The sequence below is a fragment of the Streptomyces sp. NBC_01775 genome (assembly GCF_035917675.1).
Classification (GTDB): domain Bacteria; phylum Actinomycetota; class Actinomycetes; order Streptomycetales; family Streptomycetaceae; genus Streptomyces.
The window spans coordinates 822,952-836,459 of sequence record NZ_CP109104.1; the positions used below are offsets into that span (position 1 = coordinate 822,952).

At 71.7% G+C, this 13,508-nt stretch carries 12 protein-coding genes; 4 read left to right on the forward strand and 8 right to left on the reverse strand.

Annotation, left to right across the window (positions count from 1 at the left end; genetic code table 11):
- Nucleotides 1-110: 110 nt before the first annotated feature.
- The 6 genes from OHB04_RS03995 to OHB04_RS04020 all read right to left on the reverse strand — a co-directional run bounded on the left by OHB04_RS03995 (nt 111) and on the right by OHB04_RS04020 (nt 6,142).
- Entirely contained in the window at nt 111-671 is a 561-nt protein-coding gene (locus tag OHB04_RS03995; protein ID WP_326806812.1) for a hypothetical protein, read from the reverse strand.
- 40 nt (nt 672-711) lie between these two features.
- Nucleotides 712-1,491 carry an SDR family NAD(P)-dependent oxidoreductase gene (locus OHB04_RS04000; RefSeq protein ID WP_326686280.1) on the reverse strand — a complete coding sequence of 260 codons (780 nt, stop codon included), beginning with the start codon at nt 1,489-1,491 and terminating at the stop codon, nt 712-714.
- 20 nt (nt 1,492-1,511) lie between these two features.
- On the reverse strand, nt 1,512-2,345 hold the full coding sequence (locus tag OHB04_RS04005) for an SDR family NAD(P)-dependent oxidoreductase (RefSeq protein ID WP_326686281.1): 834 nt from the start codon (nt 2,343-2,345) through the stop codon (nt 1,512-1,514).
- Nucleotides 2,346-2,535: 190 nt separating this feature from the next.
- Complete coding sequence (locus OHB04_RS04010) at nt 2,536-3,903, reverse strand: MFS transporter (protein WP_326686282.1); 1,368 nt, start codon at nt 3,901-3,903, stop codon at nt 2,536-2,538.
- 239 nt (nt 3,904-4,142) lie between these two features.
- Nucleotides 4,143-5,021 (reverse strand): polysaccharide deacetylase family protein, encoded by an 879-nt coding sequence (locus tag OHB04_RS04015; RefSeq protein WP_326686283.1) that lies wholly within the window; start codon nt 5,019-5,021, stop codon nt 4,143-4,145.
- A 23-nt stretch (nt 5,022-5,044) separates the two neighbouring features.
- Nucleotides 5,045-6,142 carry an asparaginase gene (locus OHB04_RS04020; RefSeq protein WP_326806813.1) on the reverse strand — a complete coding sequence of 366 codons (1,098 nt, stop codon included), beginning with the start codon at nt 6,140-6,142 and terminating at the stop codon, nt 5,045-5,047.
- A gap of 221 nt (nt 6,143-6,363) precedes the next feature.
- On the opposite strand from OHB04_RS04020, the gene OHB04_RS04025 reads away from it, so the two are divergent.
- A complete protein-coding gene (locus OHB04_RS04025; RefSeq protein ID WP_326686285.1) occupies nt 6,364-7,434 on the forward strand; it encodes a LacI family DNA-binding transcriptional regulator in 1,071 nt (356 codons plus the stop codon).
- Between the two features lie 70 nt (nt 7,435-7,504).
- Here the strand turns inward: OHB04_RS04025 and OHB04_RS04030 are convergent, their stop codons facing one another.
- Nucleotides 7,505-8,263, reverse strand: coding sequence for an SDR family NAD(P)-dependent oxidoreductase (locus tag OHB04_RS04030; protein WP_326686286.1), 759 nt, complete (start codon nt 8,261-8,263; stop codon nt 7,505-7,507).
- Between the two features lie 133 nt (nt 8,264-8,396).
- Nucleotides 8,397-9,617, reverse strand: a complete 1,221-nt coding sequence (locus OHB04_RS04035) for a PucR family transcriptional regulator (RefSeq protein ID WP_326686287.1) — start codon at nt 9,615-9,617, stop codon at nt 8,397-8,399.
- A gap of 160 nt (nt 9,618-9,777) precedes the next feature.
- Here OHB04_RS04035 and OHB04_RS04040 point away from each other — a divergent pair, with 160 nt between their 5' ends.
- The 3 genes from OHB04_RS04040 (at nt 9,778) to OHB04_RS04050 (ending at nt 13,504) form a co-directional block, all read left to right on the forward strand.
- Complete coding sequence (locus tag OHB04_RS04040) at nt 9,778-10,950, forward strand: thiolase domain-containing protein (RefSeq protein ID WP_326806814.1); 1,173 nt, start codon at nt 9,778-9,780, stop codon at nt 10,948-10,950.
- The gene (locus tag OHB04_RS04045; protein ID WP_326806815.1) at nt 10,947-12,542 is read left to right on the forward strand and encodes an AMP-binding protein; all 1,596 of its coding nucleotides are present in this window, start codon (nt 10,947-10,949) and stop codon (nt 12,540-12,542) included. The genes OHB04_RS04040 and OHB04_RS04045 overlap by 4 nt, the downstream gene beginning before the upstream one ends.
- Nucleotides 12,543-12,607: 65 nt before the next feature.
- The gene (locus OHB04_RS04050) at nt 12,608-13,504 is read left to right on the forward strand and encodes a PCC domain-containing protein (protein WP_326686290.1); all 897 of its coding nucleotides are present in this window, start codon (nt 12,608-12,610) and stop codon (nt 13,502-13,504) included.
- The last annotated feature ends 4 nt before the right edge of the window (nt 13,505-13,508 follow it).

Consider the following 13,508-nt stretch of genomic DNA (forward strand, 5'->3'; position numbering starts at 1 on the left):
GGTACGCCTGGGTCAAGGGCATCTCCCGGCAGTCGCAGGGCTGCGGGAGAGCGTGCGCACGTCGAGCCGTCGTCCGGGCAGCCGGGCAGCCGGGCAGCCGGGCAGCCGGGTCAGACCCGGAACACGCGCAGGGAGGTTGCCCAGTGTTCAGCCAGCCCGGAAGCTCCCTGCTCGCGGTATACGGCCGGGTGGGCGCCGCCGCCCTCGTGCACACTGCCACGCCCCTCGCGCAGTACGACCGTCCAGGCGCACAGGTCGACGGTCACCGGGGAAGGCCGTGCCGCGCCCGAGGCGAGGATCGCCGCACACCACACGGCGGCGGCCTCGGCCCGTACCGCGAACGGCAACCGGCGATGCGCGGCTTCCGGCGGCCCGGCCTCCGCTCCCCCAGCCCCGTCACCCCGCACCGCAAGCGGAACAAGCGGCCCGTAGCGCTCTGTCAGCGTCCGCACCGCTGAGAGCAGCGAGGGGGCGAACTCCCAGCCGCCCGGACGCGTCAGCCGCAGCCCGCCCCCGGGCCAGGCGGTCGCCGCGGCCCGGTGCGCTCGCGGCGACGGGGCGGCGCGCAGCACGGCGGTCAGCGCCTCGGCCCGCCGCCGGGCCGAGGCCGGATCCATAGGGGCCAGACGCTCCGTCCACTCGGTGGCCGCCGCGCCACAGGCTCCGCACATCTGCCCTCACCTGCCCTCACCAACTCGCCCCGGCCACCCGTTACGCCATCACATCGCCGCTGTTGGGACCGAGTGTCTGCCCGGTGTACAGATTGCCGCCGGGGTCGGAGGCGAGCAGCACCGCCGTCGGCGCCACCTCTTCCGGTGTGCCGAACCGGCCGAGGGGAAGTTCCGCCTCCTTGTCCCGCTTCCACTCGTCGCTGAGGCCTTCGACCAGCGGAGTGCTGATCGGTCCCGGCGCGATGGCGTTCACCAGCACGCCCTGCCCGGACATCTCCCGCGCGAGCGCCTTGGTGAACCCGAGGACGCCCGCCTTCGCCGCGCTGTAGTGCGTCAGACCCGCTCCGCCCTTCTGCCCGAGCTGGGAGGCGACGTTGATGATCCGGCCGTTCCCCGCGGCGACCATGCCGGGGATCACCGCGCGGCAGGTCAGGAACACACTGGTGAGATCCACATCCAGCGTCCGCTGCCAGGTGGCCAGTTCCATTTCGGCCAGCGGCGACTCGGTGAGAATGCCGGCACAGTTGACCAGCACGTCGATCCCGCCGAGGTGTTGGGACGCGGCACGGACCAGCTCCAGCACGTCCGCCGGATCGGCCACGTCGGCCGGGTGCGCGGTGCCGCCCAGTTCCTCGGCCACGCGTGCCAGGCCGTCGGCATCGAGATCGGTGAGACACAAGCCGGCGCCGGCCTCCGCGAAGGCGGCGGCGATGGCGCGTCCGATGCCGCTGGCGGCGCCGGTGATCAGACAGCGCCGGCCCGCCAACGGGCGGCCCGGGGCTGCCGGTTCATGGGCGAAGGGCTGCTTCGACACGTTCACTGTGGGCTCCTGGGCTGTCATCAGTCGGGGAATCGGGTGGTCAGCCCGCCGTCCACGACGAGCTGCTGACCGGTGACGTACGAGGCGTCGTCGGATGTCAGGAAGCGGATGGCGCGGGCGACTTCGGACGCCCGGCCCACGCGGCCCGCCGGGATGCCGCGGCCCGCAGCTGCCAGCCCCTCCGGGCCCAGGGAGTTTTCGGCGTCGAGCGACTGCGGCGTCTCGATCAGGCCGGGGATCACCGAGTTGGCCCGGATGCCGTGTGGTGCCAGCTCCACGGCCAGCGAACGCACGAGGCCCAGTACGCCGGACTTGGCCGCCGCATAGTGCGCGTGGTCGGCCCAGCCGTAGACGCCGCCCGCGATCGAGGAGACCGCCACCATCGCACCGCCGCCGGTCATCCGCCGTGCCGCCGAGCGCAGCAGCCGCAGCACTCCGGTGAGGTCCACGGCGAGCATGTCGTCCCAGCGCTCGTCGGTCAGTTCGGCGAGAGGTGCCCGACGCAGCACGCCCGCGTTGGCGACGGCGATGTCCAGCCGTCCGAACCGCTCGACGGCGGTGTCCACGAGCGCGTCGACGGCGGCCGGGTCCCGCACGTCGGCGGGTACGGCGACGGCGTGCCCGCCCAGCCCCTCGATTTCGCGGATCACTTGGGTGTGGTCATGCGGATCGCCCGGGTGGTAGCCGACGACGCTCGCCACGCCCGCGCGGGCGTACGCGACGGCCAGCGCCCGTCCGATGCCGCTCGCTCCGCCGCTGATCACGGCGACACGTCCGGGTAGTCCGTCGTCCCGGGCGGGGGCGGGCGTCGCGGGTTCCGCCCCGGGTCGCACGTCGTGCTGGTCCGCCGGCATGTGGTGCCTCCTGGTTGATTCGGTACGGGCCACGGCCTGTCCGGGGGACTTTCCGTCGCCCTCTTTCCTGGCGCTGAGCAGGGCGGCCCTGGTGCTGAGCAGGGGCTGCCCCTGCCTGTGCTTCGCGGAGTGCGGGTGCGTATGCGCTGGTCGGCGCAGTTCCCCGCGCCCCTTCGGGGGCTCGCGAGGCTCAAGGCGTGGTGCCGGTCGCGAGGGGTGTGTCCCCGCCCGGTGCCTCACCGTCGCTGCGCTGGTCGACCTTGCGCGTGCCGAGCATGGCGATCGCGGACCCCAGCAGCCCGAGCGAACCGGCGCAGAACGCCGCCGCCGTCATCGACAGCCCGGCCCCCACCAGCACCGACAGCATGGCCGAGCCGATGATCGCGCCGACGGGACCCATGATGTGCGCGGTGTTCGGGCCGATGCCGCGCACATGCGGCGGGAACGACTCACCCATGTAGAACAGCAGCGCCGCGTAGGGCCCCAGCAGGAAGAACAGCCCCAGCGCGTACATCGGGATCACGAAGCCCGGCTCGGCCGGCCCGAACAGCATCGCCGTCATCGCCACGGATCCCACGAGCCAGCCGAGGATGATGGTGGTGCGCCGGCCCAGCCGGTCGCCCACGTACCCGTGCGTCAGATAGCCCGCGAACCCCGCGGCGTTCCCCAGGATCAGCACGACCAGCGCGTTGTCGAACGTGACGCCCTTGCCCTCCGTCAGCACCGTCGTGCCCAGGACCGAGAACACCTGGATGGCCATCCAGTTGAGCAGCCAGGCGGCCGACAGGCTGAGCGTGTGCTTTCGCAGCCCCGCGGCGAACACGTCGCGCAGGGTGCCGGTGCGCTCATCGCGGATGCCGGCCTCGGCGGCGGTGGCGTCGGCTTCCGCGGTACGGCCCTCGGCGCGCAGCCGCCGAATGTGCCGCATGGTGACGAAGACCGGTGACTCCGGTATTCGCCAGGCGAGCAGGACGATGAGCACGGCAGGGAGCGTCGCGAACAGGAAGACACCGCGCCAGCCGATGGACGGCAGGAAGACCGCCGTGAGCGCGGCGCCCAGCAGCGCGCCGACCGGCCAGCCGCTCTGCACAAAGCTGTACATGAAGCCCCGCTTGGCGCGCTTGCCGTACACCTCGTTCAGATAGACGCTGTTGACGACCTCTTCCGAGTAGCCGAGCCCGGAGAACGAGCGCACCAGGATCAGTGACAGCTTGCCTCCGGTGAGGGCGCTGAGCCCGGAGGTCAGTGCGGCGCCCGCGGTGGTGATCATCAGCGTGGGCTTTCTGCCGAACCGGTCGAGCATCGGCCCGACAGCCAGGGACACCACGAAGGTGCCGGCCGTGACCCAGGTCGCGACTGCCGTGCTGGTGCCGGCATCCCAGCCGTAGTCGGCGGATATGCGCGGCAGCAGCGTGCCGAACAGCGTGTGGTCGAAGACGCTGAACACCCAGGCGAAGAAACAGACGACGGAGACGCGGCGGATCGTCCGCTGCGTGAGCGGAGCCCCGCCGGGCGGCAGCAGACCGGATTCCGGGGGCTGCGGGGACTTGACGGACATAGCGGTTCTCTTTCGGGGAGAGGTGACGGAGCAGAGCGGCGCCGCGCCGCCGGAGGGAGAGGGACGGGAGGCGAGGCGGCGGGGAGCGGTACGGCCGGGCCGGGGGATGGCGGGGAGCGGTGCGGCCGGGCCGGGGGATGGCGGGAGCGGTGCGGCCGGGCCAGGGGCGGCGGGCCGGAGCCCCGGCGGCACCCGAAACTGCCGTGCACCGCCGGGGGGTGAGAACGGGGGTGAGAGCGTCAGCCGCGCGGTGCGCGGCGCAGGAAGTCGTCGGCGATCTCGTCGAAGGTGACCCACCGGACGCCTTCGTGGCTACCGATGTGGTCGATCAGCCGCTCGTGCATCAACAGGTTCTGGGGGCGTCCGGAGACATCCGGATGCACGGTCATGGTGAACACGGCGTAGTCGGACTCGCGGTACACCCAGTCGAACTGGTCGCGCCAGAGCTGTTCCAGGTCGCGGGGGCTGACGAAGCCGTGGCTGTTCGGGCTGGACTTGATGAACATCATCGGAGGCAGGTCGTCCAGATACCACGACGCCGGGATCTCGACGAGGTCGGTCTCCTCCCCGCGTACCAGCGGCTTCATCCAGGTGTCCGCGGGCCGGTCGTAGTCGATCTTCGACCAGGTGTCGCCGACGCGCACGTAATAGGGCTCGAAGTCCCGGTGCATCAACGAGTGGTCGTACTTGATACCGCGCTCCAGCAGCAGTTCGTTGGTCACCGGTGAGAACTCCCACCAGGGAGCGACGTAGCCCGTCGGGCGCCTTCCGGTGCGGTCGCTGATCAGATCGATGCAGTGGTCGAGAATCGCCGACTCCTGCTCCCGGCTCATCGCGATCGGGTTCTCGTGGCTGTAGCCGTGCACGCCGATCTCGTGGCCGGCCGCATGACAGGCGTCGAACTCTCCGGGAAAGGTCTCGATCGAATGGCCGGGCCAGAACCAGGTCGTGGTGAGCCCCTTGCGGCGGAACAGTTCGAGGATCCGCGGCACACCGACCTCGCCGGCGAACATCCCGCGGGAGATGTCGCACGGCGAGTCCTCACCGCCGTACGAACCCAGCCAGCCGCCGACGGCGTCCACGTCCACGCCGTATGCCACGAGGATTTCCTTGGCCATAGGGTTTGCCCTTTCTTGCTCTCTCACTGAGTGGCTTGTCCTGGCGTGCCGCCAGGGCGAGTTGGAGTGAATGCGGGATCGGGGAGGGGGGAGCGCGCCGGGTCCTCGCGTGGCACGGCGCCGGTCGCCCGGAGCCAGTCCCGGCAGCGTCGGGTGACGCGTTCCATACCGTCCGCACCGCGTTTCGTACTGTCTTCGGCAGCCAGCGCAGCCGCGAGCAGCAGCCGCGCCTGCCAGGGCGACAGATCGCCGGCGAACACCGCGTCCGCCGCGGCCAGTTCGGCGCTGCCGCCCGCGTACAGACCGGTCACCGCCCCCTCGCCCGTACGGGAGGAGACCAGCACCGGAACGCCCTCGCCGAGCAGGTGCACGCACGCTTCGGTGGTGGCGGGTGTGGTGTTGCCGGAACCGAACCCGGCGACGACGAGCCCGCGGGCTCCCTCGCGGACGGCGTGCCGGACCGCGGACCCGTCGACGCCGAGGTACTGGCCGATGACGTCGACCCGCGGCAGATCGGCCGTGTCCGGCGGCAGCAGCACTTCCCGCGGCGCGCTGCCGTACCGCCTCACACCGCCTTCGTCGACCCGTCCGACCGGGCCGCGGCCGGGGGCCCCGAAGGCGTCCACGGCGAGCGCGTGCGTCTTGCGCACCCCGACCGCGGGCCAGATCCCGTCGGCGAACGCGACGGTGACGCCGGTGCCGTCGGACTCGGCGGTCGCCGCCCAGCGCAGCGCTGTGGCGAGATTGCGGGGACCGTCCGGCGCCGGGTCGTCGAAGGGCCGCTGCGCCCCGGTGAACACCACCGGCTCGGGGCCGCCGTGGGTCAGCGCCAGCAAGAACGCCGACTCCTCCAGGGTGTCGGTGCCGTGCGTGACGACGACGGCGTCGGCCTCGGCGGTGGCCTCGCGGACGCTTTCGGCGAGGGAGAGCGCCTCCGGGATGCCGGCCGCGAAGCTGACGAAGGAGGCGGCATCCCGTGCGTCGATCCGCACCCCGTCGAGCCAGGGGGCGCCGCTCTGGGAGCCGAGCAGTTCCCGGGCCCCCACTTCGACCCGGCGGCCGGCGGCACCGTTGCGCGTGGCGATGGTGCCGCCGGTACTGAGAAGAACGATGTGACGCACAAAGCCTCCGCTAACGATTGCGCAATCGATTGCGGAACATAATGTGCGCTGGCACACTGACGGTCAATAGGGGAAATCGGAATTTCACCTGAAGACGGCCCCGCACCTCCAGCAGCCCGTCGCCGCGCCGTATGCCAGGTAGGAGACAATGTGGCGGACGCGCGAGCCGGGCGCGCCAGAGCTGGGGGCGGTCGGCACGCACGGGACGAGAGGACCTTCAGGTGAGCGGCGGCAAGACCGGACAGGGGCGGACGGGCGCACAGGGGGACCCGGCGGATCCCGGGGCCAAGGCAAGGCCCGCGACCCTCGCCGACATCGCCCGCGCAGCCGGTGTCCACACCACCACCGCGTCCCGCGCCCTGCGCGGCAGTGACGGCGTCGGCCGCCGTACCGCCGAGCGCATCCGCGAGGTCGCCGAACAGCTCGGCTACCTCCCGCACCCCGCAGCCGCCAGCCTGCGCACGGGGCGGTCGAAGCTGATCGGCGTGGTCGTCCCCCGGCTGACGGACCTGGTGCTGGCCACCATCTACGAAGGCGTCGAGCACGGCTCCAACGACTGCGGCTATCAGACCGTCGTCGCCAACAGCGGCGACGACCGCGACACCCAGCGGCTGCGCGTCGAGACCCTGCTCGGCGCCCGGGTCGACGGTCTGATACTCGGGGACGCCCGCAGCGACGCCAGTCTCGTCCGGGAACTGGTCGACCGGGGCACCAAGGTCGTGCTCACCTCGCGCCGCCTGACCGATGTCGACGTCTGCTCGGTCACCTGCGACGACACCCTCGGCGGCCGGCTCGCGGCCGAGCATCTGCTGGAACTCGGGCACCGCGAGCTGGCCGTGATCGCGGGTGAGCCTTACGCCTCCACGGGCGCGGAGCGGACTGCCGGCTTCGTCGCCGCCTGCCGGGAAGCGGGCATCCGCATACCGGAATCCCGGGTCCTGCACTCCCGCTTCGACGTACAGGGCGGTCGGCAGGTCGCCGAGGAACTGCTGACCCGCACGCCGCGCCCGACCGCCCTCTTCGCCGTGAACGACTTCGCCGCCATCGGCGCCATGGGAGCCGTTCGCGACGCGGGATTGCGGGTCGGCGAGGATGTCGCCATCGTGGGCTTCAACGATGTGCCGCTCGCCGCCCAGCTCCCGGTCGCCCTGAGCACCGTGCACTCGCCGATGCGCCGCATGGGATACGAGGCGGCCCATACGCTGGCTCGGCTCATCGACGGTCAACCTTGCGAATCACTCCGCCTGGAGCCCACTTTCCAGCCCCGCGCCTCCTCCCTCGGTGGCCAGTAGAGGCGGGGACGGGCGCGACTCGTGGCGCATCGGGGCCTCCCCGGAACCGGCTGGAAGCCGACCCGGGCGCTTATGCGCGAACGAGCCCGCCGTCCACGTCGACGACGGTGCCATTGACGTAGCGGGCACCCTCGCTCGCGAGCCAGGCGACGGCGTCGGCCACCTCAGCGGGGCGGCCCTGCCGCCCCAGCGGGATCTCTTCGACGTGGTAGCTCTGGCCCTCGGTCATCCGGGTTTCGATCGGCCCCGGGGCGACCACGTTGGCCGTGACGCCGGTGCGCCCGGCCTCCCGGGCGATCCAGCGGGTCAGGTTGATCACGCCGGCTTTGGCCGACGCGTAGCCGGGGCCGGAGCGGCCCGCCGAGCCGTCCGGAGACACCGGTCCCGTACCGCCGGTCTTGCCGGAGATCGAGGCGACGTTGACGATGCGGCCCCTCCCGGCCCGGGTCATGTGGGGGAACACGGCGGCCTGGCACATCAGGAACGTGCCGAGCAGGTTGGAGCGGACGTCGGTCATGAACTGGTCGGCCGTGGTCTCGGCGAACGAGGCGCGGTGGGCGGTACCGGCGCAGTTGACCAGGAGGTCGACCCGGCCGAACTCGGCGGCGACCTCGTCGACATGGCGCCGCACCTCGTCGGCGGAGGAGACGTCGACGATGCGGGCCGAAGAGACGGCGGGATCGTCTTCACGAGGTGCCACCGCGTCGAACCCGGCCACGCGGTGACCGTCCTTCGCCAGCCTGGCGACGATGGCGGAGCCGATGCCCCCGCTGGCGCCGGTCACGATGGCAACGGGGTTCGAAGAGCGGAATCCGGTCGATGCGGTCATCCTCGATCGTCTCCTTCAGCCGGGCGTCACTGTCGGCCCCAAGAATGGGCGGCGACGATTCCGGCATGCGACCACGCTGTGTCGCGAAGATGCCGATGACCATGCTCGTTCTGTTGAAACCCGCTGCTCAGCGTCAGTGGGGAAGGACGTCCTCCAGGCGCAGCGCGAGGTGGAGCACGAGGCGATCGCACCCGTCGTCGAGATCCATCCCGGTGATCTCCTGGATCTGGCGCAGCCGGTAGTACAACGAGGTCCGGTGGAGGTTCAGCGCCGCGGCGGTGCGGGGAGCCGAGCCGGCGTTGTCGAGGTAGGTCCGCAGGGTCTTGAGCAGGCGCGGCCCCGCCTCGTGGTTCCAGAGGGCGCGCAGACCTCGTGTCACCGGGGAGTCCGGCGGTGTGTCGTCGGGGATACAGAGCAGTACCGCGAACTCCCCGAGCTGGTCCCACAGGCCGACACCGTCCAGCTGAGGCAGTCTCCGGGCGGCGCGGAGGGCGACCTCGGCCTGCCGGAAGGAGCCGCGCGCATCCGCGAGGCCGACGACGTGCGCCCCGACACCGACCGCGGTGCGGGCGTCCGGCCCCAGCGCACGACGCAAGGTGGTCTGGATGCCCCGGGACTGTCCGACGAGGTGCGCCGGGGAGGCCGGGGCGGGGTGCTGCTGGACGAAGACGGCGTGGTTGCCCCGCACCGAGCCGATGGCGGGCACCCGGCTCGACGCCTCGACGGTGGCCTGCGCTGAGCGCAGCGCGAGCTCGATCTGCGCGGTGGTGTGGGTCTCGCTGACCACCTCTGCCACCGTCACGATCGCATTCCCCCGGTCGGGAAAGCCGGCGTCCTGCAACTGCTCGAGCCCCGCGTCGCGTTTCTTGCCGTCGGGAGAAAGCAGTGCACGCACCGCGCGTTCACGGACAGCGCGGGCGGTGTCCGATGCCGCCGCGCGCGCCGCGAGCAGTGCCGAGACGGTGGTGGCGGTTTCCCCGATGGAGGAAATCTCGGCCTCGGACAGGCTGCTGTCCGCGTCGATCACCATGAGCGTGCCGAGGAACTCGCCGTCGCCGCGCAACGGCGCACACAGGCGGGGCAGCAGGCCGAGTTCCGGTACGGCGGGCAGGACACCGGTTCCCGACCATCGCTGGAGGTCCTGCCCGAGGACGTACGCGACGACGGCGGCACCGGCATCCCGCTGGAGGACCGCGCGGACGCGGACCGGGTCCTCATCGTCGAAGTGCCGGCTCGAGTACACCTGCCGGACCAGCGGATCGTTGACGACCACGGAACGCCCCAGGGTCTCGGCCAACTCGTCGACCAGCACCTGTATCTCATCCGTGGACCCGTGCCACCCGGCTCCCGCCATCCCACCACGCCCTCAACCTGGGTTTTCTTCAGGCCTTTCTACAGACCGAGAAATCATGGAGGCAAGCTTGCATCGGCGCGTGCTTACGTCGCTGCGGCCTCCGAGCGGAGTATTGCCTCGCTGCTTCGCGGGATGAATTCCCGTTTTCTGGAGGTCGACGATGACAACTTCCGCACAGCTGACCGGGTGGGCCCACACGCCCTTCGGCCGGTCATCAGCCCCGGATGTGGAGTCCCTCATGGGCGAGGTCGCCGCCGTGGCCATCGCTGACGCCGGGCTCGACGCGACCGACATCGGCTTCGTCTCGGTCGGCGTGTACGGCTCCGGGTTCTCGTCCCAGAGCTTCGACGCCGCACTGGTCGGCTCCGCGACCCCCGAGCTCGCGAAGGTCCCCGCGGTCCGTGCGGAGAACGCCTGCGCGACCGGTAGCGCGGCGCTCTTCGCGGCCCTGGACGCCGTGGCGTCCGGGCGGGTCCGGGCCGCACTGGTGATAGGCGCGGAGAAGATGACCGGGGTCAGCGGCGCGGAGGCGAACGAGGCGCTGCTGGGGGCCTGCCTGCGCCGCACCGAAGCCAGGTACGGCAGCTTCGCGGCGATCTTCGCCGAGCTCGCCCGCCGCTACGCCGATCGCTACGGCGACCAGCGTCCGGCGCTCGCGCGGATCGCGGCGAAGAACCACCGCAACGGGGTCGACAACCCGTATGCCCACGTCCGTAAGGACCTGGGTATCGAGTTCTGCGCGACGGAGTCGGACCGCAACCCGCTCGTCGCCGCGCCGCTGCTGCGCACCGACTGCTCGATGATCTCCGACGGCGCGGCGGCCGTCGTCGTCGCATCGGCGGATGTGGCCCGTACGGCCCGGCGCGCGGTGGCCTGGCACGGCCGCGCCCAGGCGAACGACCCGCTGGCCATCGACGCGCGAGCGGACCCGCTCGCGTTCGACGGGGCCCGCCGCGCGTTCACCGCGGCGCTCGCCGAAGCGGGTGTGAGCCTGGCCGACCTCGATCTCATCGAGACGCACGACTGCTTCACACAGGCCGAGCTGTTGCAGTACGAGGCATTCGGCCTGGCTGAGCCGGGCAAGGGCGCCACGGTCCTGGCCGACGGCATCACCCACCGCGACGGGTCCCTTCCGGTGAACGTCTCGGGCGGTCTGAAGGCCAAGGGGCACCCCATCGGCGCGACCGGGGTGTCCCAGCACGTCATGGCCGCCATGCAACTGGTCGGCGAGGCCGGTGCGATGCAGCTGCCGCGAGCCGACCGGGCCGCGGTGTTCAACATGGGCGGCGCTGCCGTAGCCAACTACGCGTCGGTGCTGGAGGTGGCCCGGTGAGCCCCCGTAAGCGCGCAGTCAACCTGGCAACGCTCCTGACGCAGACCGCCCGTCGGCTCCCCCGGCACGACGCGCTCGTCCATGGGAGCACCCGCTGGAGCTGGCGGCAGCTCGACGACGCCGTGAGCGCCCTCGCGCGGGCTCTGCGTGAACGCGGGATCCGGCAGGGGGACTGCGTGCTCCTGCACAGCGCGAACCACGCCGAGTTCGTCCAGACCATGTTCGCGACCTGGCGCATCGGTGCGGTCCTCGCGCCGACCAACAGCCGGCTGACGCCCTCGGACGTCACCGCCGTTGCCCAGGTCTGCCGTCCCGCGCTGATCGTCTGCCACGGCGCTCAGCCGGACCACGCCCGGGCAGTGGACACGCTGTGCGAGAACACCCTTTGGATCGACGCGACCGGGCCCGACGCCATCGCCGAGATCGCACCGCTCGGCGCGGAATCCGGTGGGATGCCCGATGCGGAGGTCGCCCCCGGGGACGCGGCCTGGTATTTCTTCACCTCCGGCACCAGCGGCAGCCCGAAGGCCGCGATCCTGACGCACGATCAGATGGGGTTCGTGGTCAACAACCATCTGGCCGATCTGATGCCGGGGACCACGGAGGAAGACTCTTCGCTCGTGCTGGCGCCCCTCTCCCACGGCGCGGGCGTCCACCTGCTGCCACAGATCGCGCGGGGCGCCCGGTCGGTGCTGACCGCCTCGCGGGGCCTCGACGGCGACGAGGTGTGGAGCCTCGTCGAGCGCGAACGCGTCTCCAACATGTTCACGGTTCCCACGATCCTCAAGAAGATCGCCGAGCACCCTGCCGCGCGGACGAGCGATCGATCGAGCCTGCGGTACGTCATATACGCCGGCGCTCCCATGTACGCCGCGGACCAGGACAACACCCGGGCGGTCCTCGGCGACGTCCTGGTCCAGTACTACGGCCTGGGCGAGGTCACCGGGAACGTCACGGTCCTTCCGGCCCGGGAGCACGGCCGTCCGCGCCCTGACGGCGTGGAGTTCGGCACCTGTGGCCGCGCCCGCACCGGGATGCAGATCGCCATCCGCGATGCCGACGGGCGCGAGCTGCCCGCCGGCGAATCAGGGGAGATCTGCGTGGCCGGGTCCGCCGTCTGCGCCGGCTACCTGAACAACGCGCGGGCGAACGTGGCGGCCTTCCGGGACGGCTGGTTCCACACCGGCGACCTCGGCCTGCTCGACGAGCACGGCTACCTCTACATCACCGGGCGCGCCTCGGACATGTACATCTCCGGCGGGTCCAACGTGCACCCCCGTGACATCGAGGAGAAGCTGGCAGACCACCCCGCGGTGGCCGAGGTCGCCGTGCTGGGCATGCCGCACCCTGTGTGGGGCGAGGTCGGCGTCGCCGTCTGGGTCGCCGACCCCGGCCACGACGGCGAACCCGCCGGATCCGAGGACCTGTTGGCATGGCTCGAACCGCGGCTCTCGCGCTACAAGCTGCCCCGCCACTTCGTCCGCTGGCCAGAGCTGCCCAAGTCCGGTTACGGAAAGATCGTGAAACGGACCATCCGCGACGAGCTGCTCACCGCCGGATGGTCCGACGGGGAGCCCGGAGGTGCGCGATGAGCACGCCCGGCACGATTTCACCCCTTGACCACCCCGGACCGCCGCAGTTCCCCCGGGTGCGGACGGTGCCGGCACGTTCCGAGGCCGTGCCGGTATCGCTGCCCGCCGGGGCGCCCCTGGCCGACGCCCTGGCCGAGCTCACCGTCGGCCACGGGGCCACCTCCGCCCAGGCCGAGCTGCTGGGCGGGACACTGGGACACGTCTCCTACTGCGTACCGGCCGTCTGCACCGACGGCAGCGCCGCCGTCGGCTTCAGCGCCGCACGGACCGCACGCGGGCCGGCCAACGTCATCGCCGGGTCGGTCACCGTGGGCCTCCGCGACGACGCCCCCTTCGTCCACTGCCACGCGGCGTGGATCGACGCGGGCGGCGTCATTCAGGCCGGGCACGTCCGGCCGGAGACCACGGTCGGCCGGGTCCCGCTCCACGCCGTCCTCCATCCGCTCCCCGGCGTGCGCAACACGAGCGCGGTCGACCCGGAAACCCGCCTGCCGGTCTTCACCCCGACCGCGGCGCGCGCTGACATCCCCGCCGGCGGTGGGCGGGTGGCGTTCAGCCGCGTGCTTCCCGGCGAGAACGTCCGCGACGCCGCCGAACAGGTCTGCCGCGACCAGGGCTTCCGACGCGCCGTCGTGCGCGCGACGTTGGGCAGCCTGGTGGGGCCGACCCTGCGCCGCGACGACAGCCACCACACGCTGGAAGGACCGGCCGCCGAGGTCATATCCCTCCTCGGGGAGGTCGGCCCGGACGCCGATCCGGCCGGGCAGCTCCACACCCTCGTCGTCGACTCCGCAGGTGCCGTTCACGGTGGTGTCCTCGTCGCCGAGAACAGTCCGGTCGCCGTCACGATGGAACTCCTGATCATCGAGGACGAGCACATCCAACCGGGGGCGGCCCACGCAACGGAGTTGTGGACGGCCCTGCCCGCGTCCCCAAGCACCTCATCGCCCTGGATGCAATGACGCC